Origin of the sequence: Paenibacillus glufosinatiresistens, assembly GCF_031470375.1 — a bacterium.
GTDB lineage: Bacteria > Bacillota > Bacilli > Paenibacillales > Paenibacillaceae > Paenibacillus_AQ > Paenibacillus_AQ glufosinatiresistens.
Window position 1 is genome coordinate 53,469 of the sequence record NZ_JAVFHT010000008.1, and the last position, 23,378, is coordinate 76,846.

The following is a 23,378-nucleotide window of genomic DNA, read 5'->3' on the forward strand; positions in this document are numbered from 1 at the left end:
CATAATCTTAACCACACTTTAAATTCAAAATTACAAATAAGGCATCGGGTTTACCGGCTTACCGTCAATACGAACTTCAAAATGCAAGTGTGGTCCTGTTGAGTTACCTGTGCTGCCGACCTCAGCGATTTTCTCTCCACGCTTAACCATTTGTCCTTTTTTTACTTTTATTCCGTTGTTACGGATATGAGGGTACAGGGTCCAGAGGTTATCCCCATGGTCAATAATGACTGTGTTTCCATATCCTCCCCACCATTCCGCAACGATAACTACACCGTCTTCCGCCGCTTTAATATCTGTTCCTTCGGGAGCTGCCATGTCAACACCATTGTGCTTCTTCAATACACCTGTAATCGGATGTACCCTGGTGCCAAAGTTTGAAGATATACGAGCACCGGAAACCGGGAGCGCCATGGATCCACTATTCCCTTTAGAATCAACAGAAAACGTATAAACCATATTTGCTTTCAGCTTATTTTTTTCTTTCTCTAATGCCGCTCGTTTCGTTGCAATTCCTACTAGCACTGCTTCCTGCTCTTCGGAGATAACCTCTGACTCCTCTAGATTAGCATTATATTTTACAATCAGCTGCTGCTTTTCTTCTTCTTTCTGTTCCAAAATATTCTTACGTGATTCAGCATTGGCATACAGTCCCTTTACTTTAGCATAGTCTGCTTCCAGTTGTTGCTGCTGCTGCTCAATCAACTCTTTGTCCTTCTTCTCTTCAGCCAACATCATGCGATCTTGATTTGCAATCGCCTGTAACGCATCGACTCGCTCCAGAAAATTCCCTAGGCTAGTTGACGATAACAGTACATCCAAATAAGAAACTCCCCCCTGTATGTACATGAGACGAATCCGCGATTCCAGCCAATCTTGCCGCTCCTCAATTCGCGCCTTGGTTTCATCTAATTCTTTCGAACTGTCACGTAAATTCTCTTCCGTTTTATCGATATCCGCAGATATGCGACTCAGTTCCAATCCCACAGTCTCCATATCGACCAACACCTGCTGCAAATATTCTTCATTTTTATTTACATAATGCTGAGCTTCCTGTTTTTGTTTCTCTGATTCTTCTTGCTTATCTTCAGCACGTTCGGCTTGCTTTTGAAGTTGAGCCAACTCTTTGTCGATTTGATTTAACGTTTTTGCATAGCTATGAGCAGGTAGAATAATGAGAGCTATTAAAGCGACCACGGTAATTGTAGATATCCATTTCTTCATTTCCATTTCTCCGTTCCAACCCATTTATTGTAGCCTTCAACAATTCGCTTCTCCACCAATTGCCATATACCTATGAGAAATAATCCAACAATTAGCCCTAGACCCAGCCCTATTAAAACGCGAACGCCGGAAATATAGAGAGGCGTATGTAGATGGGCAAATGTATCAATAATTGAAAGTTGTCCTATCGTACCTATAATGATCAATACTCGCGCAGCCCGAAACTTTATACTCAGAAAGAATCCAAGAAGTAATAATGGATGAGCAATTAAAAACTCCTTGGTTCTTGGGCGAACGCCGAAAAACTGTTCCATCATACCGCGCAACAGCATTTCGAGTGAAGAAACCGTTCCACTATTGCCCGTGCGGGACAAATAATAATAGCCAATTGCTCCAATCGCTAATGCTGCCAGAACCCACACAAGCGTAATTTGCGATCGCAGTATCTTTCGTAAATTCATTATCGGCGATCGTCTCATAAATGCAACTGTATAAAGCGAAACGAGTGCAATTGGAACAAAATGGAGCACACTTACTCCTCTAAACTGCTGAAGACGCAGATTATACGTAATTTCACTCAACAATCCAATTACAAAGGGAGTCGAAAGTAAAGTAATCAAAGTTGTCGCAAAAAACAAAAAAACAGATATTTCAAAACGTCTTTTTATGCTAAAGCCTTGCGGAAGCTTCTCGTACTTTCTTGTGTATTTATCCACACGCTTCATTGACCATATCATTGCCAAGGTTGAAGTGCTGATTCCTGCGCCAAGTGCAAGTCCTTGCTCAACGAGTGCAGAAGAATAAAAATAAAGCGCAATACTTCCAATAAGCAGGAGGAAAAAAGCCGGCAAAAGCAAAGCAGGAAAAAAGGCATCTATAAGGAATGCAATGATTGCTATCGCGCCCAAAGATATAACTGCTTCCAGTAATTCATTTCCCGGAGGGCTTGATCTTTCAAACTGCTTTGCTTCACCTATTGAAAAACCCACAGATGATAACTTATCCTTGGCACCACCCTGAGACGCAATCGCTTTATATACATTATCCAGTGAATTTGTAATTCCAGAGTTATCCGGGTTACGAACTACCGAACCGTTTAAATAAAACATTCTAATATTCCGGTCTTTTGCAGCAAGCAGAACTCTGTCTGCAATCACATCCGGTTTTACGGTTGCGGAATCATTTTCGGAAAGCGAGTATAAGCGCACTACGTTATAATCCACTATATTAGCAAGTATTTCAAATCCCAATTGCGGATTTTCAATAGCAGCCAATCCAATGTTGTATTTATTCAACAAATCCCCAAATGAGTTTAGTGTTCCCTTTTCTGGCTGATCACCAAACCCTTTTACAGTACTTCCATCGAACAGAATTCGCTTTACCCCAAGCTTTTGAAAATCAGCTAACATTCTCTCCGTAGCCTCTTGATCAAAAGGACGGTCCCGGTCTGATATTCGTGGTATAATCCTGAATCCTTCATCATGAATTAGTTGTAAAGCCAATGGATCTGGTTCCATAGTTTTAATCAAAGCATTTTCAATAGGCGTTTCTAATATTAATCCAGTACGTCCACCGAAGGTCCAGTTGCTTACATTAATATTATCTTTATTAAATCTGTTCTTAATTATCGGCCTCAGTGTGTTTTCCTCATTTTCACCAGTAAACAGTACATATGTAAAGTTCCTATTCGAAAATGGGATGTTCTGCTGCAGTAAAGCAGCTTGTGATTCACTTTAAATATTGAGCCTTCCCGCCAGCATCAAATCATTTAATGTTGATTCGTATACAGACATTGTGGTGATACCTGTTTCTTTCATCGATTCCAATTGGAGCTGTACAAATGTTTCTGGATTAGGCTCGTATGAGGCTATTTGCAACAAATCACGGAAATCAAAAATAAATTCAATTTGCTTGGAGGTCTTTTCCATCATCCATCTGGAATATCCCAATGGTATAGCCGCAATCACGCCCAAAAACACTGCAATCCACAATAATCGTTTAATGTAGCCATTCCATTTTATATTCAAATCGATTTGCCACTCCTCTATAATTTCGCGGTGCTGACGGTAGTCCTAATAATATACTACAACTAGTAGTTTATTAAATGTGAAGTATAACTGTCAAATGTCGAGTTCGTTAAGCAATATTCATTAAATTTACTCAACTTTCGGTGCGACCAAGCATAGGTTGTGAAGTTTAGCAGGTGGAAATCCTGCTTGGAAAGGCTAAAGCCAAGCCACCAATAGCGAGTCTTGGACGGCTGAGAGTAATCTCTGACGTAAAGCGTAGACAGCCAGACCGTAGGCCTGAAAGTGATTGAGCCTCGAAAAGAGTAAACTGGAGAGGTCGACGTTGTCGAAAGTACGGAAGACTACACCCATTCCTGCGTTAAAGGCAAGTAGGGATGAGCTCTCCCGGGGTCGTAGAGCCAGGCATGCGAGACAATGACTTCACAGCAACTTGGGAGACCCTGTTCGTTCTCCTGAAAGGGAGTATGACAAACAACCGATCAAAAGGAAGAATGTCAAATGATGAACAGGGAGTCGGATCACTGCATACTACCGATGAAACCGAGTAATGTCGGCAGAGGGAAGGCAGTGACATATCATCGATCTTGTTAAGGACACATTTTCTACACACAGGGGTAGGTCAAAAGTGCAAACAAAACTAGCAAGAATAGCAGAGGTTGCAAAAGAAAATCCAAAGGAGAAATTCACGTCGCTGTATCACCTCTTGAATGAGGAAATGCTGATGCAATGCCACCAGAAACTGGATGGCAACAAAGCAACAGGCATTGATCAAGTTACAAAAGCAGCATATGAGGAAAATCTGGAAGTAAACATCAAGGACTTGGTAGAACGGCTAAAGAAGAAAAGCTACCGACCACAGCCCGTAAGAAGGACATATATACCGAAGGATGCAAAGAGCAAAAGGCCGCTCGGAATCCCTTCCTACGAGGACAAAATCGTGCAGCTAGGATTGAACAAGATTTTACAGGCCATCTACGAGCCGGATTTTCTAAACCTATCGTACGGTTTCCGATCGGAGAAAAGCTGTCATGACGCACTGAAGGCATTAAATCGCAACATCGAGCATGGAAAAACCAGCTACGTCGTGGATGCTGACATCCGCAGCTTCTTCACCAATGTCAATCATCAATGGCTCATGAAATTCCTTGAAGAGAGAATAGCAGACCCTAATATTCAAAAGCTCATCTGGCGCTTTCTGAAAGCCGGGTGTATGGAACAGGGCGCGTGGGAAGCGACAGAAACCGGCACTCCTCAGGGGTCTCTGATCTCGCCGATACTGGCGAATCTCTACCTGCATTATGCTCTGGACCTATGGTTCGAGATTGCAGTAAAGAGAGCGTGCCGTGGCGAAGCAAGTATGATTAGATATGCTGATGATTACGTGTGCTGTTTTCAATACAAGAACGATGCAGAGCGATTCTATGCAGCTCTAATCAAGCGTCTGGCCAAATTCGACCTGCAAATCGCAGAGGAGAAAACTAAAATTCTGGAATTTGGACGCTTCGCCGAAGAAAACAGGAAACGAAAAGGATTAGGCAAACCCAAGACGTTTGACTTCTTAGGTTTTACCCACTACTGCGGCAAAAGCAGCAAGGGCAAATTCAGAGTGAAGAGGAAAACAAGCGGAAAGAAATTTAAGGCGAAAGTGAAAGCGTTCAAAGAATGGCTGCAAGTAGAACGCCATCAAGACGTGAAGGAGTTAATGAAAACAATACGGGCGAAGCTAACAGGACACTATCGCTATTATGGGATAACTGATAATAGCCGAGCGCTGTCCGTATACAAATTTCAGATCACGAAAGCGTTATTTAAATGGTTGAATCGCAGAAGCCAGAGAAGAAGCTTTACGTATGACAAATTTAACCTCTTTCTGAAACGTTACCCGCTGCCCGAGCCCAAAATTTATGTGAATATCTATGGCTAATCGTTGCAAATTTGTAAACGATGATATGAGGAGCCGTATGCCTTAATTGGGCACGTACGGATCTGAGAGGGGCGTGGGTCGTGAGGTTCACGTCTACTCGACCAGGAGAAAATATTAACAGTAATGCAATTAAAAACGAGCATATTAAAAAAGACGCTTTTGCATATGATGAAGTGAACGTGTAGACGATCACTAAAACATGCAAGAAGTGTCTTTTTCAAACAAAACGAATATTCACAAAAACTTATACGCAGCTGTATATAAAGATTGATAGCATTACCTGTAGCATAAATAAAGATGTAGTCATTTTTCTCCAATTGAATAACGGTATGTTGATTTCTTTATTTGGTTCGATTAACTGCATAAGTCGATAGTTTATTGCTTCATTGGCAAAATGAACTCCAAGGGCTTGATTTTTTAATTGTTCATTTTTTAACACAGCAAGTAATACATGAGAGATGGGAACCTCGCTTCCCATCCGTTTGATTGAATAGCGATCTGCTAGAAGTTCCATCCAAACCTTATAATGTTGGACCAATTCTTTTACTACAGGCAGAAAAGCAAGACAATCAGCCACAACGTTTAATATAAACAACTGTAAGGGATGGCGTGACTTATAATGATATAATTCGTGATAAATAATTGCTTCAAGTTCATTTTCATCAAATCGTTCTATAACATAGGAAGAAAGAACAATTTTCGGCTTTAGAAACCCAATCGTCATGGCTATCATTTTGGGTTCATTTAAAATGACAAAGCGAATCCTCTCATGCTTAAATTTTGCAACTACAGAATTAAACATTTCCAAGTCACTGTAAGCATTTGCGTATCGATTCCAGCTCCTATATAACTTCATTTGATGTATAATATTCTTCCCGAACACTGTCAATGAGAATACAACTAATACATTTAATACAAGTTCCCAAACAATATGATTAGTAAACGTATCTGCAACTATTGCGCTTATCATTTTCAAGAGATTAGACTTTATCGGCACGTCCTGTATTTGATGTAAAACATTATATCCAAGCAAAACGATAACCAATACACCGATGATTCCCAAGGCGATTAATGCAAGCTTTGTTTGGCGAGGTAGTCTCAGAGTTAAATATTTCATGGTTGGTTTTTCATTTCATCCAGCTTCTGAACCAGTCTATCAATTAACTCTGGATCAGCTTTATCCAAATTATCGACAAGATGGCTTACCATTAAGGAACCGAAGTCTTCTATCAAGCCGTCCGTGACCACTTTGGTCTGTTCAATAATAAATTGCTCTCTATTTTGCGTCGGGGAGAAATAGGTGACTTTATTCCTCCCCTTTCCACTCGAATCTTTATGCAGGTGACCTTTGTCCGATAGCCGTACCATCACCGTCATGACTGCATTTAGTGATATAGGACTTTCATTATTAATGATCTCATGGACCTGTTTAATGGTAAGCTTTCCTTTCACCCAAAGAATCTCCATAATCTTTGTTTCCAGAGTGCCAAAGAACCGGTGCAGGCCCTCTTCATTTAAGTTAATTTTTTTCACTTGCACAAATTCAACCTCCATTCTTGATTACATTTTACCATGATTATGAGGAGGACATAACCCGAAAGTAATATCGACAGATAGATCATTCTGATAAATAGATTCTTCTAATAATATCCCCAAATAAGGGTTAGAAGCGTACCAAAGACTGTTACTAGGGCGACAAAGACCCCATAGTATAACCCCGTATAAACTGCTTTCTTATCTTCACCTTCTCCAACATGCATAAAAACGCTCAATTGAATAATAGCTTGTAAAAATGCTGTAATTAGAAGGATCGTTGAACCCACTGCGAATGAGAGATCAAAGAAATAAACGGTTAAAGCCGCTGCTGTAAGAGTCAGTGAAAATACTAAACCCATTATTTGCTTCCGAGGAAAGAGTTCCCTCATCATTACATCATCCCCTTTAAAAAGACGAAGCTGAAAATGAAAATCCAGACAACATCAAGAAAATGCCAATAAAGAGAGAAAATAAAGGTTTTATTCGTTGTTTCAGGTGTTAAACCGCGCTTCATAATTTGAATAATTATCAACAGTCCCCAAACCAAACCAAAAGCAACATGCGCGCCATGGGTCCCTAATAGCGTAAATAAAATAGCTGTAAATCCACTTGTTTGAAGCTTCGCACCTTCATGCATATATACAATAAAGTCATAAATCTCAACGCCGATAAATCCTAAGCCAAGTAATAGAGTGATGATTATAAAAACAACACTTGCCTTTTGCCTTCCTAAACGCATGGCGTGAATTCCCAAACCGATTGTAAAACTACTTACTAAAAGCAAAACGGTTTCAGTCATTACAGGAATGATTTCAAAGATATCCGCTCCAGTAGGTCCATTACCCGTTCGATTAACTAATGTAAAGTAAGAGGCGAATAATGTCCCAAAAAGTGCAATTTCAGCTCCCAGAAAAATCCAAAAACCCATAATATTCAAACGATTTTGTTCTGTACTATATTCCAGCGGGAGCGACTGATCAATTTTCATATTCCGACTCCTCCCCGATTGCGTTCAGTTTTTTCAATTTCTTCAACTGTGATATATCGACCATGGTCTTGTTCAAATGATCGGTAGGCTAAACAAATGAAGATTCCGACGGTGGCAATAGTTGCAAAAATCCACAACCCAAATACAAATGCAAAGCCCCAGATAAAAAATATACCTCCAATAATAAATGGCAGCCCACTATTATTAGGCATGTGAATTTTTTCTAATGTACCATTGAAAAGATTATGGCCCTTTTTCTTGTAATCCCAAAATGCTTCACCAGAATTAACTGTTGGAATGATGGCAAAATTATATTCCGGCACTGGAGTGGAAGAGGCCCATTCGAGAGAACGAGCATCCCACGGATCTCCAGGTATATCTCTGGATGCGTAACGAGTGCTGTAATAGATGTTATATACGATTAAAACGAACCCTATTAACAGCCCAATTGCTCCGATAAATGAGATCATGTTCCATATACCAAATCCTGTAGATTCCGAATAGGTATACATCCGGCGCGCTTGGCCATTTAATCCAGAGATGAACATTGGAAAGAATGTCACACAAACACCGATTGAGATAAACCAAAACGCCCATTTTCCAATTCTTTCATTCAACATGAATCCGAACATTTTAGGCCACCAATAAGTGAGCCCAGCAATCATTGCAAATACTACGCCTGGAATAATAACGAGATGGAAGTGAGCCACCAAGAACATGGTATTGTGATACTGATAGTCAGCACTTGCCATTGCCAACATAACCCCTGTCACACCACCAATTGTGAATATAGGGATAAACCCCAAGGAATATAGCATAGGCACAGTAAATACAATTTTTCCTTTTCGCAATGTGAACAACCAGTTGAATATTTTAATTCCGGTAGGAACAGCGATTGCCATTGTCGTTACGGAGAAAATACTGTTGACTAATGCTCCTTGACCCATTGTGAAGAAATGATGAACCCAGACTAAAAAGGAAAGGATCGAAATAGCAACCATAGAGATGACCATTGATTTGTAGCCGTATAAGTTTCGTCGTGCAAATGTTGAAATAATCTCACTGTAAATACCAAATGCCGGTAAAATTAAAATGTATACTTCAGGATGTCCCCAAACCCAGAACAAGTTAGCCCAAAGCATATCCATACCGCCATTGGTCGTTGTGAAAAAGTTTGTTCCAAAAAGTCGGTCCATCGTTCCCATGGCAAGTGCCACGGTTAATACAGGAAAAGCAAAAACAATGATTAAATTTGTAATCAAGGCTGACCAAGTAAACATTGGCATTTTCATTAAGGTCATGCCGGGTGCTCTCATTTTTAGAATAGTTGTGATAAAATTTATCCCTGTGATTAACGTCCCTATCCCAGAGATTTGAAGCGCGAGCATATAATAATTTGTTCCTACAGATGCACTAAATTCAGTGCCCGCAAGCGGGAAATAAGAAGACCATCCCGAATCCGGAGAACCTCCAATGACAAAAGAGATGTTAAATAACATAGCCCCAAAGAAATATAACCAATAACTCAGTGCATTGAGTCGTGGAAAGGCAACGTCTCGAGCACCGATCTGCAATGGCACAGCAAAGTTCATTAAAGCCATAATAAACGCCATAGCCATAAATATAATCATCACAACGCCGTGTGTTGTAAAGATTTCGTTATATTCTTTTGCACCCAGTAGCGTATTATCAGGCACAGCCGTCTGGGCACGCATCATAATGGCATCAGCTCCACCACGAAATAACATGATTAATGCAGATATAAGATACATAATCCCTATCCGCTTATGGTCCACTGTAGTTATCCATTCTCTCCATAAGTATCCCCATTTTTTAAAATAGGTTAAGCTTACAATGATTGCGATTATAGCAAGAGCGATAGCTACCATTGAGGCATAAATTGTAGGGCTTGGATTGGGTACAGCAAATCGATTGAAAAAATCCATACTCTTCGGCTCCTCTCAAGATTAAACATTTACACCAGGATTCTTACTGCCCCATTATTGAATCCCCATGATTCATTCCCTCCATGTTCGTATTGATTGGATTACTATCATTTGTGCCCTGAGTTGACTCATTTGAGCTTTCATTAGCAGTGTTAGACTCCTCACTATGGTGGCTTCCCGGAGGCGGCGAAAAACCTAAATGGGTTCCGGTGAATGTTGATTGTCCTAGATGGCCAGGTTCTAATAACTCATCAAATTTTGCTTCAGTGATTGGTTTTGCTGTCTCTTTCACTTCATCTACCCACTCGTCATATTCTTCCGGTGGAACTGCATTAACACTAAACGTCTGCTCCGCGAACCCTTCACCGGTAAAGTTTGCATTACGGCCAGTGTACTCTCCGGGAATGTCAGCGGCTAAATTTAATGTATTGACCATATCTGCCATCGCATACTTTTGCCCACCAAGTTGAGGAATCCAGAAGCTTGATATTGGCCCATAAGAATATAACTTGAATTGAATAGGCCTGTTTGTTGGAATATACAAATAATTGACGGTTTCAATATCCTCTTCCGGGTAACTGAAATGCCACTTCCAATTAGAAGATGATGCATAGATCACTAATGGTTCTTTGGAATACCCCTTGGGTACTGCTTCAACCTTAAAAGTAGAGACAATAGTAACAACTGACAAAAAAGCTACGATTAAAACAGGGATCGCTGTCCAAAGAATTTCAAGTTTTAGACTACCTTCAATATAGGGTGGTTCGTAGTCCTCATTCTGATTTGAGGCACGATACTTCCTTATAATGAACGCATACAATATGATTACAACAATAACAACCAAAGCCATTGTTCCAATTGAAACCCATATTACATTCGCTGTAGTTCGAGCTTGGGGCCCTTTAGGATCTAGTACTTTTAGTGGTTGACAACCCGTTAACAAAGCTGAAAAGACGAGTAGAATAGCCATAATTGTCCAGCGAAGCTTCATTTGAGCACACCTTTCTCTTGATTTTTTAAATACGTTACACAAAAGTCGCTTAGTTACTTCAGTTGATTAACTCTCTTGTCATTGCCTTTATACAAAACTTTCGTGACTCAATAATTGTACATAATTAAAACTACGATTTGTAGTATTAAAATTCATTCGTCACACGTTTTACACATAAACACTATTCAAAAGACACAAATTAGACAATTTATGTGAATTATCCAAATTAAATTAGTGATTATTCTCATATCATTTAACGTGAAAAGATAAATAAATCGTTCTTATTAAGTTTTCTGTTAGCGAAACACAAAAAAGGACTGTCATCGAGGTTAGATGATAATCCTTGGCCATCATATTATGCTTAATCTCCAATTGCATCCTCCTTCTGTTTTTCAAATCATTTTCAGTAATCAGTTAAGAAATATCCTGTTACGATAATATCTAAAAAAGCTACCTCTGTAAAAGATCGAGGCAGCTCTCAGCTGAAATTAAGATAAAGAACACAATTCCATTTTACATATAAACTTACTATCCCCTGAATAAATTAATGTATCTCGCTAGTGACCTTATCAAACATGGATTTGCCCAGCACTCTTCGTGCTGTCACATATCTATTCGTGTAATATCCTTCAGATAAACTGCTTATAGTTACTCCCTTACTACTTGAAGAGTGAGCAAATTTATTTTCCCCCATATAAATACCCGCATGTGAAATTCCTCTACCATTTGTATTAAAGAAAACCAGATCCCCAATGCGCAGATTTTCTTTTGCCACGTAGCTACCAGATTTAGCTTGTGTTTGTGAAGTCCGCGGTAAATCCAGCTTATAATTATCCATAATATGTAATATGAAGCCTGAGCAATCAAAACCCGTAGTAGTAGATCCACCATACTTATATGGGGTTCCAATTACCTCGCTTACCTGACTCTCAATCATAGTTTGATTAGCATATGTGCTAGTAGCAATGGCACCAAACAATACCGTTGCGCCTAAAAAGGACAGTAACATTCTTTTCAAAAAATATCCCTCCCTAAGTTCGTATCCAATATTCTGAAACACCTTCTAACAACATTCTCGATGGTGTGACATCTTACGTTTATGACATTAAGTTGTTAATATTTTGTCACCTTACACATTGTAGTATATTCCTTTTTGTTTTGTCAACGTCTATTCAACCACATGATTATCTGAATTCCACCAGTAGGTTAAATGTATTAGCATTGTCCCGTGAATAAAAACAATCAATTATACCCACAATATCTTTGTATTTAAATTCACCGAAAGGAATGAAAAGTAATGTCAGATCACGAATGGCAACATATCCATATCCCAGAGCATTATGAATTTGTAGCCCACGGAGCCCATGTTGACCTTGGCGAACATGAACAAGCTCACATTGGTTTTATCAAGGCAGGGGAAGGCGAAGTTTATCCACCAGGATTTCCACCCACACTGGAAGTTCCTCATGGACTCCATTGGGTAGGCATCCCTGGCCATTACGACAAACATGAAGATCACGGACACTTTCAAGCACCCCATTGGGGACTACACGGAAAACATTAAAAAAGTAAGAGGGGATATTTGAACTGTAACCCATAAGATGTACACTTTAAAAAAGTGTCCAACTTACGGGTTACTTGTGTTTTAACTAGATTAATCAATGAGCGGGGAAAGAGAAATGGAGAAAAATAGAAATATGTAAACTTAACAATGAATATGCCGGTTGGAAGCCCTTCCAAACATCCTTCATGTATCGGAAAAGAACCATATTTACTCTCCCACCTTTAAGCACGCAGTCTTAAGGCTTACCAAGCTTTATACTACCCATGGTAATCTTCTAGCAGGCTGCATTCACTGGATAATTTAGGCAAAGAAAAACGAACTCTCCACCGAGGAAAAACTCCGACGTACATAGGTTCAGATGAAGATGAACCGAAGAAAGCCGCAACGCCGGAAGGCTTCAGACGAAAATCGCTATTTACTCATTAAAAAGCACTACGCAGCTCATGGGACTTGTCCATTCTGTGGATGTGCCAAATTAAAGCGGGAGCCTGGAAAAAATCCTCTTGTCGGGTCCAGCAAATCCATGTCGCGAAAGGGAACCTCGAACAAGGACTGCCAAGCTGTAAACAAACTTCGGCTCGTTGTTACCTCGTTAATATATTTCATTGGAGACATCACCGGGATGTGCTCATTCTTAAGATTCGCATGGCATTCAAGACCGCAATCACGGTCACGCCTACATCTGAAAATACTGCTTCCCACATAGTAGCAAAACCAAAAGCGCCTAAGAGTAAAAATATCGCTTTTACGCTTAATGCAAAGATGATATTCTGCCAAACAATCCGTCTGGTTCTCTTAGCAATTCGTATAGCTGTCGAGATTTTCGAGGGTTCATCTGTCATAATGACAATGTCAGCTGCTTCTATAGCGGCATCCGACCCTAATCCACCCATGGCTATACCCACATCTGCCCGAGCTAACACTGGAGTATCATTAATACCGTCACCAACAAAAATTATTTTTTCTTTAGGCGATTTACTCTGCATCAACTTCTCAATCTCTTCCACTTTATGCTGTGGCAGTAACTCTGCATGCACTTCATCTATACCTAGCTGCTGTCCAACCGAATCGCCAACGGCTTTGGCGTCCCCTGTCAACATCACGATTTTCTTTATGCCTAGTTCTTTTAACGATCGAATGGCCTTTGCGGAATCGTCTTTTATTTCATCCGAGATGACAATATACCCCGCATACTTTTTTTCAATTGCAACATGAATAACCGTTCCTGCCTCATTGGGCGTTTCAAAAGATATACTGTACTTGTTCATTAGCTTGATGTTACCGGCTAAGACCTCTTTCCCCTGAACCTTTACTTGTATGCCATGTCCCGAGATTTCATTATAACCCTCCAGTTGATCTTCCCTGATCTCCTTCCCGTAGGCGACCCGTATGGACTCAGCGATAGGGTGAGTTGAATGCAGCTCCGCAAATGCCGCGTATTCAAGAAGTTCGTCTTCGGATAATTCTCCGGCAGGATTAATACCAGTGACTTTAAAGGCTCCCTTAGTGAGTGTTCCTGTCTTGTCAAATACAACATACTTAACATTGTTTAAGGCTTCCAAGTAGTTGCTGCCCTTGACAAGAATACCTGTCTTGGATGCTGCTCCAATCCCTCCAAAAAAACCCAGCGGTATAGAAACAACAAGCGCACAAGGACAAGATATGACCAAAAAGACAAGCGCCCGGTAGATCCAATCTGAAAAGGTAGCCCCACTTAAAACCAGGGGAGGTACAACCGCCAGAAGTAAAGCGACGATGACAACAACCGGTGTATAGTAACGTGCAAACTTAGAAATGAATTTCTCAGTCGGCGCTTTCTTACTGCTTGCATTTTCGACTAGTTCCAGTATTTTGGATACTGTCGATTCACCAAACAGCTTGGTCACTTCCACAGTTAAAACTCCGTTTTTGTTAATGAAACCGCCCAGGACTTCACTCTTCACTTCAACTTCCCGAGGCATAGATTCACCGGTTAGTGCGGATGTATCTACCGCTGAACTCCCATCAATAACTACTCCATCCAATGGTACCTTTTCACCGGGCTTGACAACAATGTGATCTCCTATGTTAACCTCTTCTGGCGTCACCCGTTTCGTTTCGTTTCCTATTTTTAAGTTTGCATAATCGGGCCTGATATCCAACAATGCACTAATGGATTTACGGGATCGATTAATGGCAATACTCTGAAATAACTCCCCTACTTGGTAAAAGAGCATTACAGCTACACCTTCAGGATATTGCTGGATAGCAAACGCGCCAATTGTAGCCACTGACATTAAAAAGTATTCATCAAACACTTGACCACGAAGGATATTTTTAATCGCCTGCAGGACAATATTACCACCGATGACGAGATATGCTATTGAAAATAATACTACTTCCCACCAACCGGATAATGCGAATATTATTCCAATTGCGGCGAGTACTGCACCGACGGTCAAACGAATTATCATAATCTTATTTTTTCCTTTACCACTCATATGCGAATGACCTTCATGTCCATCGCCATCGTGCTTTTTTTTATGTTCCTCTTTTTTTTGATCCACTCGTTCATTCCCCCTTCTCATTAATATCAATGTTACACTTTAAACTTCGAACTTTTTGAGTCATGTGATTGCTTCCGAAGTCTGAACCTTAGGTCTTTTTACACCATTTTCGATTTTCATGGCACAATTGACGCAATCTGGTTCCACAAATAACAACACACCCGTCACGCCTCTTTAGATTGATACAATTAAATTAACCCTTTTCGCAAGAAAAATTCATGATTACATGCTCATGCATCAACTCGGGTAAAAACAGCATATTTTCTGATTAATTAAACAAGCAGTTATACTAGAAACTATGTTATTTAGCAAAGAAAATTGGACTATTGAAACACCCAGCAAATGAGTGAACAGAGCTTTCTTGTTGGGTTCTGAAAAGGAAGTAGTTATTGCGCTGTTCCTGGCAGGCTTAATAAATCTCTCCATTATGATAATCGCTGCCGCTGTCTTTTACCAAACAGGCAACTCTCAAGTAGCGAATATAAAATCTGCCTTTCAGACCTTAACTCCATTACTCGGATCTGCAGCCGCTAGCGCGTTTTTGATTTTAAATTACTCGCCTCTGGCATTTCAAGCTCCACAAGTGGACAATGTCCGGTAAAGTCATCATGCACGGTTTTGTGCGATTTACCATCCCCGGTTGGCTACGCCGTGTTATTTCCATGTTACCTGCAGTTATTATTGTTTCGCTGGGACTTGATCCAACACGAACTTTAGTCATTAGCCAAGTCGCCTTAAGTCTTATCCTGACAACACCCGTTATTACTTTGATTTACTTCACGAGACGCAAAGATCTCATTGGCATCTAAGTTAATAAACCTATTGTTAATGTAACAGCATTCCTTTGTGCGGCAATTATATTATTTCTTAACCTCATTCTCATTTACCAAACACTCGGTGAGACACTGCCCTCGTAAAAAAACATTCTCCCAAAGCTCTCATTATCAATGATTTTTCTAACTGTTAAGATTTGTACAAATTTCTATACGAAAACAATATTTTCCGGATTAATGCCGAGTGATCCTGATAATCAGCAACAAGAAGCCGCATCTTCACTAAAAGTGAATATCGCCTTCTCGTTGAGTATATTTTTCTAAAGTTTAAGGATTCCGAGCATACAGCAAATGAGACTACAATAGTTTCGGCTTCATCCAATTTCTAGCCGAGAAGATAATTCTCTCGACTTCCTCATATTCGTTGGATAAGAGTCAGACGGGATCACGTACACGCGCTCCTTCCCCTTAAAGACGCCGAGAACTCAAAACGCAATTACTGGAGAAGCGCAAAGACATAGCTAAAAAAGCGGTTCTGAAGCTTCGCAAATATCTACTAAGTCCAAAATGCAATGCGGAACAACAAAAAAAATTGGAAGTAACACTTAAGAAGAATTTTTTGGAGCGCGTACGGAAGGAGAAAACAAAGCTACAGCACAGAGAAAATTGAGCCAGTGGAGGAATATAAATTTACAAAACTGCATTTCAGTGTTTTCTGAATTACATTCTGCAAAACTATCTATTATAGAAGGATAATTTGTTATTGAGCTAGACAATGCGCGTAACCAACAAGCTGATTAAATTCAGCCATATGGCAAAAAAGTGGAATGATCAGATAAATTCAGGGTCTGTCAATAATTTTGTGTAAACTCTTTAGCAAGGAATTCCCCCGAGGGGGAATTCGCGATACTAGCGTAAGTACTGGCCGATCCGATCTGGAAAGAAGACGGAGAGTTGGAGTAGCATCTGACCCCAGTTTTGGACACGGCCTGTCCATTTGCGGGTAACGTCCATCGTCGCCAAGTAGAGCATTTTAAGCAAGGCTTCGTCCGTCGGGAAGATGCTTTTTCCCTTTGTCACCTTACGGAGCTGACGGTGGTAACTTTCAATCATATTCGTTGTGTAGATAAGCTTTCGAATCTCTGGCGGATACTTGAAGAAGGTCGCAAGCTCCTCCCAATTGTTTCGCCAGGAACGTACAATCAGTGGGTATTTCCCACCCCAGACTTCCTCGAAGCGATCCAATTCGAGCAGCGCGCTTTCCTCGGTAGCCGCCTTGTATATCGGCTTCAGGTCCGCCGTGACCTTTTTGAGATCTTTGTAGGAAACATAGCGGGTGGAGCTGCGGATTTGGTGAATAATACACTTCTGGATTTCCGTCTTGGGGTAGCAGGCGGCAATCGCTTGAGAGAAGCCATTCAGATTATCTACGCAGATAATGAGGATGTCCTGAACGCCGCGATTCTTCAAGTCATTCAGCACGCTGAGCCAGAACTTGGCGGACTCATTCTCGCCGATCCACATGCCCAGCACATCCTTGTTTCCGTCCAGATCAATGCCAATGACCATATATGCAGCTTTGTTAATAATGGCCCCGTCCTGCTTCACTTTAAAGTGGATGGCATCCATGTAAATGACCGCGTAAACGCCTTGCAGAGGGCGGTTCTGCCACTCTTTTATAAGAGGAACGATCTTGTTAGTCACGTTAGAAATGAGTGTGGGTGAGACTTCGATCCCGTATAGATTCTGCAGGTGATCCTGAATCTCGCGAGTGCTGACGCCTTTGGCGTACAGGGCGATAATCTGGTCTTCAATGCCGGTGACATTGGACTGATGTTTCCGAACGACAATCGGTTCAAACTCGCCGAGCCGGTCTCGGGGAACCGTAATTTCCTGTTCACCATACTCACTGACAATGTTCTTCTTGCTTTTGCCGTTACGGCTGTTTGGCGTCATCTTCGCCTTAACCTCGTGCTTCTCGTAGCCTAGATGCGTGTCCAGTTCCGCCTCCAGCATCTCTTGAATCGTTTCGGCGAACAACTCTTTCAACGCATTTTGGGCATCCTGTGCGGATACCAAATTGTTCTCTTTGATGAATTCTCGCAGTTGTTGTTTTGTCCAAAGTCCCATGTGTTCTCCCCAACCTTTCTGTTACTTCCATTTTACTGGGTTTAGGAGTTTACACAAACTATTTTACAGACTCGATTAATCCCCTATTTTGGCCACAAAAAAACAACTCAATCGAGTTGTTTTAATAATCATGCTTCTTTATATATGAACTAACGTAATTAATCAGTTCATAATTTTTGGGATATTCGTTGGATATCCGTGCCGGTACGTAGGATTTCATATTTGAAATAGCTCTCTTTTTTCTTAAGCTATAATTTGGGCATTCATATTCAATGTTTTTTTGGTCAACTGTATTCTCATAGTACATCATGAGGTTTATTCTTTTAGCACTCAAAACATTAACCTCTTGATATCTAAATGCAATTTTGAAGTTAGCTTTTGTGTCCATGAGTATCTTATCCCAGTTGGTATTTTTCTTATCATTAACTAAAATATCTTCTGAATATTTTAGACACTCGTAAAAAAATATTAGACTAAATCGATATGTCCATTGTTCTTGGATCCACTCCAATGTATCCTTATTTATCTTTTCCCCATTATTCTTTAGTACATATTCTTCCAATAATAATTTTATGTCATCAGTTATTGCACTTGTAAGCAGCTCATAACCAAATCGTCCTCCACTTCGGGCTACATCATTTATTCGAATATCTGAACGATAAAAACGTTCAGTTTTTAAAGGGTTTTACGCCAGTTGACATAGGCATAAGCATAGGACAAATATCAGGGAAGTCTTCCCTATCATTTTTTAGTAACTGTCAAAATTGTTTTATGCAATTTGAGTGTTTCCATAATACGTTCTTTCTAATGTGTCGATCAACTGTCTGGAAGGTATCAACATTATTATAGTAAAGCTCTTTATTAAATTGAGTTGAATTATAAAAATCATCAATAGATATTTTTTTCTTTTGTGTGTCGAAAGAAAATAAAGTATTAGATTCGACGCCTCGATCAGCGGCTCCGGTTACAGCGGCAGCGCATGCTTCAGCTCGTGCTCCTGCTTCTCCGGAAGCGCCCTGGCGCAGCAATTTGCAACCGGCTACGTCGGCCAGCGGCAGTGCCATGCTTCTGTCTAATACTTTCTGGTCCAATTCTTTTTGGACAATCTCTTGATGTCTCAGTCTACTTCTTATTTTTTAGTGCCTCACGATTTTCATTAAGAAGGCCTCGTAGAATCAACAACTCCGGCCTTATACTTTATTTTCTTCGCAAAATAAGAAAAACACGGTTTTCTTATTTTTTAAATACCTCCACATAGTTTACACACTATTTTCAGATACTATGAGACTATCTGTTAAGCTGGAGATGAACAAGATGATGAAGAAAATTGGCATTAAGAAAGCGGATTTAATTCTTATCACATGTATTTTGCTAATAGCCCTGACTCTTTTAGGAGTAGAGTTGCTTAGAAAGGACCAGCCCAATACCGGTACTTATGCAAGTATACGTATAGATAATAAACTATATAAAGAGGTAGAACTCACGGATGAGCCCCAAATTATCAAGATTCAAACAAAAAGAGGATACGATATACTCAAAGTTCATGATAGAGGGATCGAAGTAATTGAATCGGACTGCCCGCAAAAAATCTGTTTTAGCTTTGGTTTAATATCAAGACCAAGACAATCTATCATTTGCCTACCTCTGCGAATGATTGTTGAAGTGAAGCCTAATTCAACTGATGATATAGATGCGATCCTATAACTTTCTTAAATAAAAAACAAACTATTCCATAAGCACATATATTGGGCTAAACGTAGAATCAGAGATCTATGTTTAGCTTTTTATTTACCTGTTATAATGAGCTCAGGTTATCTCAAATAAAAAAGGAACGGATTTTGTATGACTACGCACATCGTTGAATTGTTAGCTGAAAGTGGGTATTTCGCCATTATCTTAAGTCTGGTTTTAAATATATTAATAAGCATTTTTGCATTCATCCCTAGTGTATTTCTCACAGGAGCTAACATCACCTTGTTCGGTTTTCTCAACGGAATGATGATTTCCTTTTTCGGAGAAGTGCTCGGGGCAATTGTTAGCTTTGTTCTCTATCGCAGGGGGTTCTTGTCCTTAATACGAGGTATAAAAAATGAGAATAAATATTTGAAGAGACTTCAACAAACTTCTGGTTATGAAGCATTCTTTCTTATTCTTGCTTTAAGAATACTCCCGTTTATCCCTTCAGGATTGGTTAATATATCGAGTTCCGTTAGTCGTGTTAGCTGGGTCACTTTTGGATTAGCAACTATGCTTGGAAAGCTGCCAGCTCTGATTATAGAGGCTTATTCTATTCAGCAATTGCTGATTCTCAGCAAGGAATATCTCAGTGTGGCTTTGATTTTAGTAAGTATCGTACTCATTCTAATCATCTTCACGGTTAGTAAAAGAAGACACACTAAGTACAGGGACTAATAAATTATTAGTTAACAACGCTGAGATAGCCCTTTTTATACTTATCATGAGAATCCATCGCATGTACCTTATCCTACTTCCAATAAAAATAATCCTCAAACAAGCTTAACGGAATTAGAATAGCCTATTCAAATAAAAAGATCGCCTCTCTAATTAGAGGCGATCTTCATTACTCCACATGTAGAAAACTTTCTATTAACGGCTCACCATTTCAGAATAGCTGTTTTCACTGACTACACGGCGAGCTGTTACATATCGCTCCTTATAATACGCCTCTGACAAGCTGCTGATTCTTACGCCCTTACTGCTGGAAGAGTGAGCGAACTTGTTATCACCTACGTAAATGCCCGCATGCGAAACTCCAGAACCAAATGTGTTAAAAAAGACGAGGTCACCCTCACGTAAATCATCTTTGGCTACAGGAATGCCAGTTTTAGCCTGCGATTGAGAAGTGCGCGGAAGGTCATCTACATTGAACTTCTTAAGTACATATAGAATAAATCCGGAACAATCAAAGCCTGAAGTTGTGGTTCCTCCATAAAGATAAGGGGTTCCTACGACCCGATTCACAACACTGTCCAAGGTTACCTCGCTAGCATATGTACCTGGTGCTGCAGAAGCAAATATAAATGAGGCTGCCAACATGGATACGATGACTTTCTTCAGAAACTTGTTCTCCCTTCAATGCCTACGGAGTTAGCTGAGGATTCGGTTAAAGGTTCCCTATATTCCCTTTCATGCAAGAATAATTCACCCAAAAAATGGTTCCCCCGTTTTCAACGCTGAAATTCGGCAACTTATTAATATTTTGTAACTATTAACACTTTAATAGATAGTAGGCCACCTGTCAATCCTTCTAAAAATTTAACTATCAACGTATTTTCTACGTACTTTCTTCATTGTTTCTCCATATTTTTGCTTTATAATAACCACTCAATATCATTCTTTGTCTGAAACAATAGTAACGTTTTTGTAATATATTTCAATATCTTTGGTGTATATAAAAAGACGAGTAGTTACTTCCTCCTCGTCTTCTAATCCCGTATATGTCGTTTAATTGATATTACGTTTTCGATTACGATACCTGTGTTTGTTCCAAAGCCGATCCCAGAGATTCTTCAATTCCCATCATCATTTTATAATGGGCATGATGATGTGTAACCACAAATATCTTTTCAAATACCCGTAAGTACTTGCTGACTGTATCCATCGGGTGCTCGATATACAAATCATCTCCTGCAAAGTGAGAACCATCATTGGCCCAGGAGATTAAGGATTTACATATGACCTTCTCATCCTCCTCGAATCTATCAATAATGTCCTGATCGCTGTAATTACCATAGATTTTAAAATAATTTTCAATGATTCTACGAATCAAATTCTGAACGGTGATGGAAGAGCTGTGATTGGCTGACTTTAATTCCTGCCACATTAACTCATACGAGCTTTTAATCGGGTTGCTGTTATACGGGGTTGATTCGGTTACATCATTCCATTTTCGGATAATCCAAAATGTCTCATCCGCCATCCTAGCGCCATTTTTGGGCCGGTTTTTTGAAAACGTAATTTCCTTGTGAAAATAGACATTATGCGTTAGAAGAAACAACTGAATGATATTACTTTCTTCGTTGCGTACATCTTCTATAAGTTTGGAAATCAGATTGCTTACGATAAACAATACGTTACTGTCCAAGCTTGAAATGGTGTCATCAATCACAACAACTTTATTCTCCGTAATTAAATCACTGTTATTGCTACCGTTTAATAAGTGCATAAAATAAAGAAAGGTAACAAACGTTTTCTCGCCTTCACTTAATGTTTGATTAACGTCCTCACCATTTGATCGGATTAACCGATAATTTCCTTGACTTTGTGTATGAGCGAATTTGAAATTAGTAAAATGATAGGCCCTCAGTAACCGATTCATTTCGTTTACAGAGGGGATTACACTCGTAATCTGAGCCTCCAGCCTGTGAATTTCGGATTCTAATGCGACTCTTTCATTCTTCTTTTGAGCTAATGTTGCAGAAAGGTTGTCGATTGCTCGTCCTGTTCTATAATCTATACGAACATATTTCTCATGATTTTGCTGATTCTCACTCCAGATAAAATCCCAAATCTGGGTTATCAATTTATTCCCTTCATCCACTCGGTTCTCTATAAAAGTATTATGCTGCTGAATTTGTTCATTCGCTCGGACGATTTCTTCATTGATCACATCGACGAAAGCCGCAATAGTTAACAGTTCGATTGGATGACTGGGATGAGTTTGCTTCTGCTGGAACAAGTCCAAATTATGTGCATTTTTCGAAAGGATCAGTTCATATTGTTGCGAAATGAGATCGAGATTCAAATATGTATTTTTCTTGTCGGTCAATAATAACTCTTGCACTTGATTTTCAAGATAATGATAACACCGTTTATAGTGTTCAACTTGATCTTGGAGTTCAATCATCTCTTTTTCGTAATGTTCATTAAAGTAATCATTGAGTTTTTCAGTAAATCCCTCAGGAAGTTGTTGTTGGCAAAAGGGGCACACTCCTTCCGCTTCAGAAACATGTGTATGTCCTTGTTTAACCCAGTCACTAATCGCTAGCTTGGATATAAGAACAGCAATATCGACTTCCTGTTTACCGATAATAGGGGTCTGAATAATCCGGTGATTGCATACCGCAGACAGATGCTCTATTTTAATCTTTTCAAGAAGGGGTAGCTTCTCATTTGAACCATTAAACAATTTCTGTACACGCGCTTGGAGGTCTGCTAGAGCACATATTAGTCCGCCTGTCGGTGCTTGCTTACATCTTTTCATAAAGTTTATTCTATTGTTTCTTAAACCCGAAAAGGCCACTGAAAAGATATCGTCATATTTCCGCTTTAATTTCCAACAATCGTCGGTAAACTCATCATCGTTTTGTTTAGACTCTTTTTGTTTGACCTCTAGATTAGAACTTAACCGACGAATTTCCTCAACTACTTTATCAACTAAGTCTTTTTTGTCTCGGATGGTTTGTTTAATCTCTGTTGATTCTCTTCCCAAAGTAAAGATACCTTTGATATCTGAATCTTGGTGGAAATTTTCTTCGACAAACTTTTGGTTATACACCACTGTTTTTAATGGCTGGGAAACCCAGGATATCCTACTATCAGCATAAAGTTCAATTTGTTTAAGAACATTAGATAAGGTTGTTTTCCCGCTACCATTCGATCCGTAAAAATAGTTAATTTTTTTCAGGTCACTGTAAAGTACACCCTCACTACTATAGGTAGCCACATTTCTTACGGCAATCTCCCTAATCATACTTTGATCCCCC

General features: G+C 39.8%; 18 protein-coding genes, 2 pseudogenes and 1 riboswitch. Of the genes and pseudogenes, 6 read left to right on the forward strand and 14 right to left on the reverse strand.

Annotation, left to right across the window (positions count from 1 at the left end; all coding sequences use genetic code 11):
- Positions 1-30: 30 nt before the first annotated feature.
- Entirely contained in the window at positions 31-1,224 is a 1,194-nt protein-coding gene (locus tag RBI05_RS10880; RefSeq protein ID WP_310551131.1) for a murein hydrolase activator EnvC family protein, read from the reverse strand.
- Positions 1,221-3,155, reverse strand: a pseudogene (locus RBI05_RS10885) (DUF5693 family protein). The gene RBI05_RS10880 and the pseudogene RBI05_RS10885 overlap by 4 nt, the downstream one beginning before the upstream one ends.
- Positions 3,156-3,879: 724 nt before the next feature.
- Here RBI05_RS10885 and ltrA point away from each other — a divergent pair.
- Positions 3,880-5,178 (forward strand): group II intron reverse transcriptase/maturase, encoded by a 1,299-nt coding sequence (ltrA, locus tag RBI05_RS10890; protein ID WP_310551132.1) that lies wholly within the window; start codon positions 3,880-3,882, stop codon positions 5,176-5,178.
- Positions 5,179-5,422: 244 nt separating this feature from the next.
- Here the strand turns inward: ltrA and RBI05_RS10895 are convergent, their stop codons facing one another.
- The 7 genes from RBI05_RS10895 to RBI05_RS10925 form a co-directional block, all read right to left on the reverse strand.
- A complete protein-coding gene (locus RBI05_RS10895) occupies positions 5,423-6,295 on the reverse strand; it encodes a M56 family metallopeptidase (RefSeq protein WP_310551133.1) in 873 nt (290 codons plus the stop codon).
- Positions 6,292-6,717 carry a BlaI/MecI/CopY family transcriptional regulator gene (locus RBI05_RS10900; RefSeq protein WP_310551134.1) on the reverse strand — a complete coding sequence of 142 codons (426 nt, stop codon included), beginning with the start codon at positions 6,715-6,717 and terminating at the stop codon, positions 6,292-6,294. The genes RBI05_RS10895 and RBI05_RS10900 overlap by 4 nt, the downstream gene beginning before the upstream one ends.
- Positions 6,718-6,818: 101 nt before the next feature.
- Positions 6,819-7,103, reverse strand: coding sequence for a cytochrome aa3 quinol oxidase subunit IV (gene qoxD / locus RBI05_RS10905; RefSeq protein WP_310551187.1), 285 nt, complete (start codon positions 7,101-7,103; stop codon positions 6,819-6,821).
- Positions 7,104-7,105: 2 nt separating this feature from the next.
- Entirely contained in the window at positions 7,106-7,702 is a 597-nt protein-coding gene (gene qoxC, locus RBI05_RS10910) for a cytochrome aa3 quinol oxidase subunit III (protein WP_054940701.1), read from the reverse strand.
- Positions 7,699-9,648, reverse strand: coding sequence for a cytochrome aa3 quinol oxidase subunit I (qoxB, locus tag RBI05_RS10915; RefSeq protein ID WP_054940700.1), 1,950 nt, complete (start codon positions 9,646-9,648; stop codon positions 7,699-7,701). The genes qoxC and qoxB overlap by 4 nt, the downstream gene beginning before the upstream one ends.
- 43 nt (positions 9,649-9,691) lie before the next feature.
- The gene (gene qoxA / locus RBI05_RS10920) at positions 9,692-10,639 is read right to left on the reverse strand and encodes a cytochrome aa3 quinol oxidase subunit II (protein ID WP_054940699.1); all 948 of its coding nucleotides are present in this window, start codon (positions 10,637-10,639) and stop codon (positions 9,692-9,694) included.
- Between the two features lie 544 nt (positions 10,640-11,183).
- Positions 11,184-11,657 carry a C40 family peptidase gene (locus RBI05_RS10925; protein WP_310551135.1) on the reverse strand — a complete coding sequence of 158 codons (474 nt, stop codon included), beginning with the start codon at positions 11,655-11,657 and terminating at the stop codon, positions 11,184-11,186.
- 279 nt (positions 11,658-11,936) lie between these two features.
- On the opposite strand from RBI05_RS10925, the gene RBI05_RS10930 reads away from it, so the two are divergent.
- The gene (locus tag RBI05_RS10930; protein ID WP_148449090.1) at positions 11,937-12,203 is read left to right on the forward strand and encodes a hypothetical protein; all 267 of its coding nucleotides are present in this window, start codon (positions 11,937-11,939) and stop codon (positions 12,201-12,203) included.
- 614 nt (positions 12,204-12,817) lie between these two features.
- Here the strand turns inward: RBI05_RS10930 and RBI05_RS10935 are convergent.
- Positions 12,818-14,695, reverse strand: a pseudogene (locus RBI05_RS10935) (heavy metal translocating P-type ATPase); the annotation flags it as partial.
- 481 nt (positions 14,696-15,176) lie between these two features.
- Between RBI05_RS10935 and RBI05_RS10940 the strand changes: the two are divergent.
- Entirely contained in the window at positions 15,177-15,350 is a 174-nt protein-coding gene (locus RBI05_RS10940) for a hypothetical protein (protein ID WP_310551188.1), read from the forward strand.
- A 7-nt stretch (positions 15,351-15,357) separates the two neighbouring features.
- The gene (locus RBI05_RS10945) at positions 15,358-15,558 is read left to right on the forward strand and encodes a divalent metal cation transporter (protein WP_232381189.1); all 201 of its coding nucleotides are present in this window, start codon (positions 15,358-15,360) and stop codon (positions 15,556-15,558) included.
- A gap of 873 nt (positions 15,559-16,431) precedes the next feature.
- Here the strand turns inward: RBI05_RS10945 and RBI05_RS10950 are convergent.
- Both RBI05_RS10950 and RBI05_RS10955 read right to left on the reverse strand, forming a co-directional pair.
- Positions 16,432-17,652: an IS256 family transposase gene (locus RBI05_RS10950; RefSeq protein ID WP_310551136.1), complete on the reverse strand. Its 1,221-nt coding sequence runs from the start codon at positions 17,650-17,652 to the stop codon at positions 16,432-16,434.
- Positions 17,653-18,410: 758 nt separating this feature from the next.
- Positions 18,411-18,716, reverse strand: coding sequence for a hypothetical protein (locus tag RBI05_RS10955; RefSeq protein ID WP_310551137.1), 306 nt, complete (start codon positions 18,714-18,716; stop codon positions 18,411-18,413).
- 250 nt (positions 18,717-18,966) lie between these two features.
- Here RBI05_RS10955 and RBI05_RS10960 point away from each other — a divergent pair, with 250 nt between their 5' ends.
- Positions 18,967-19,356, forward strand: coding sequence for a NusG domain II-containing protein (locus RBI05_RS10960; RefSeq protein WP_232380836.1), 390 nt, complete (start codon positions 18,967-18,969; stop codon positions 19,354-19,356).
- 138 nt (positions 19,357-19,494) lie between these two features.
- Positions 19,495-20,064 (forward strand): TVP38/TMEM64 family protein, encoded by a 570-nt coding sequence (locus RBI05_RS10965; RefSeq protein WP_310551138.1) that lies wholly within the window; start codon positions 19,495-19,497, stop codon positions 20,062-20,064.
- 195 nt (positions 20,065-20,259) lie between these two features.
- On the opposite strand, the gene RBI05_RS10970 is transcribed toward RBI05_RS10965, so the two are convergent.
- Positions 20,260-20,730, reverse strand: coding sequence for a C40 family peptidase (locus RBI05_RS10970; protein ID WP_310551189.1), 471 nt, complete (start codon positions 20,728-20,730; stop codon positions 20,260-20,262).
- 4 nt (positions 20,731-20,734) lie between these two features.
- Positions 20,735-20,869, reverse strand: a riboswitch (cyclic di-AMP (ydaO/yuaA leader).
- A gap of 270 nt (positions 20,870-21,139) precedes the next feature.
- Positions 21,140-23,365, reverse strand: coding sequence for an AAA family ATPase (locus tag RBI05_RS10975; protein WP_310551139.1), 2,226 nt, complete (start codon positions 23,363-23,365; stop codon positions 21,140-21,142).
- Positions 23,366-23,378: the final 13 nt, after the last annotated feature.

Excerpts from the sequence above, each read along its gene's own strand:
- qoxC (WP_054940701.1), bottom strand. The coding sequence starts at position 7,702 with ATGAAAATTGATCAGTCGCTCCCGCTGGAATATAGTACAGAACAAAAT.
- RBI05_RS10975 (WP_310551139.1), bottom strand. The coding sequence starts at position 23,365 with ATGATTAGGGAGATTGCCGTAAGAAATGTGGCTACCTATAGTAGTGAG.
- RBI05_RS10895 (WP_310551133.1), bottom strand. The coding sequence starts at position 6,295 with ATGAAATATTTAACTCTGAGACTACCTCGCCAAACAAAGCTTGCATTA.
- RBI05_RS10950 (WP_310551136.1), bottom strand. The coding sequence starts at position 17,652 with ATGGGACTTTGGACAAAACAACAACTGCGAGAATTCATCAAAGAGAAC.
- RBI05_RS10880 (WP_310551131.1), bottom strand. The coding sequence starts at position 1,224 with ATGAAGAAATGGATATCTACAATTACCGTGGTCGCTTTAATAGCTCTC.
- qoxB (WP_054940700.1), bottom strand. The coding sequence starts at position 9,648 with ATGGATTTTTTCAATCGATTTGCTGTACCCAATCCAAGCCCTACAATT.
- qoxA (WP_054940699.1), bottom strand. The coding sequence starts at position 10,639 with ATGAAGCTTCGCTGGACAATTATGGCTATTCTACTCGTCTTTTCAGCT.
- RBI05_RS10955 (WP_310551137.1), bottom strand. The coding sequence starts at position 18,716 with ATGGCACTGCCGCTGGCCGACGTAGCCGGTTGCAAATTGCTGCGCCAG.
- RBI05_RS10960 (WP_232380836.1), top strand. The coding sequence starts at position 18,967 with ATGATGAAGAAAATTGGCATTAAGAAAGCGGATTTAATTCTTATCACA.
- RBI05_RS10940 (WP_310551188.1), top strand. The coding sequence starts at position 15,177 with ATGATAATCGCTGCCGCTGTCTTTTACCAAACAGGCAACTCTCAAGTA.
- RBI05_RS10945 (WP_232381189.1), top strand. The coding sequence starts at position 15,358 with ATGCACGGTTTTGTGCGATTTACCATCCCCGGTTGGCTACGCCGTGTT.
- RBI05_RS10930 (WP_148449090.1), top strand. The coding sequence starts at position 11,937 with ATGTCAGATCACGAATGGCAACATATCCATATCCCAGAGCATTATGAA.
- qoxD (WP_310551187.1), bottom strand. The coding sequence starts at position 7,103 with ATGAGGGAACTCTTTCCTCGGAAGCAAATAATGGGTTTAGTATTTTCA.
- RBI05_RS10965 (WP_310551138.1), top strand. The coding sequence starts at position 19,495 with ATGACTACGCACATCGTTGAATTGTTAGCTGAAAGTGGGTATTTCGCC.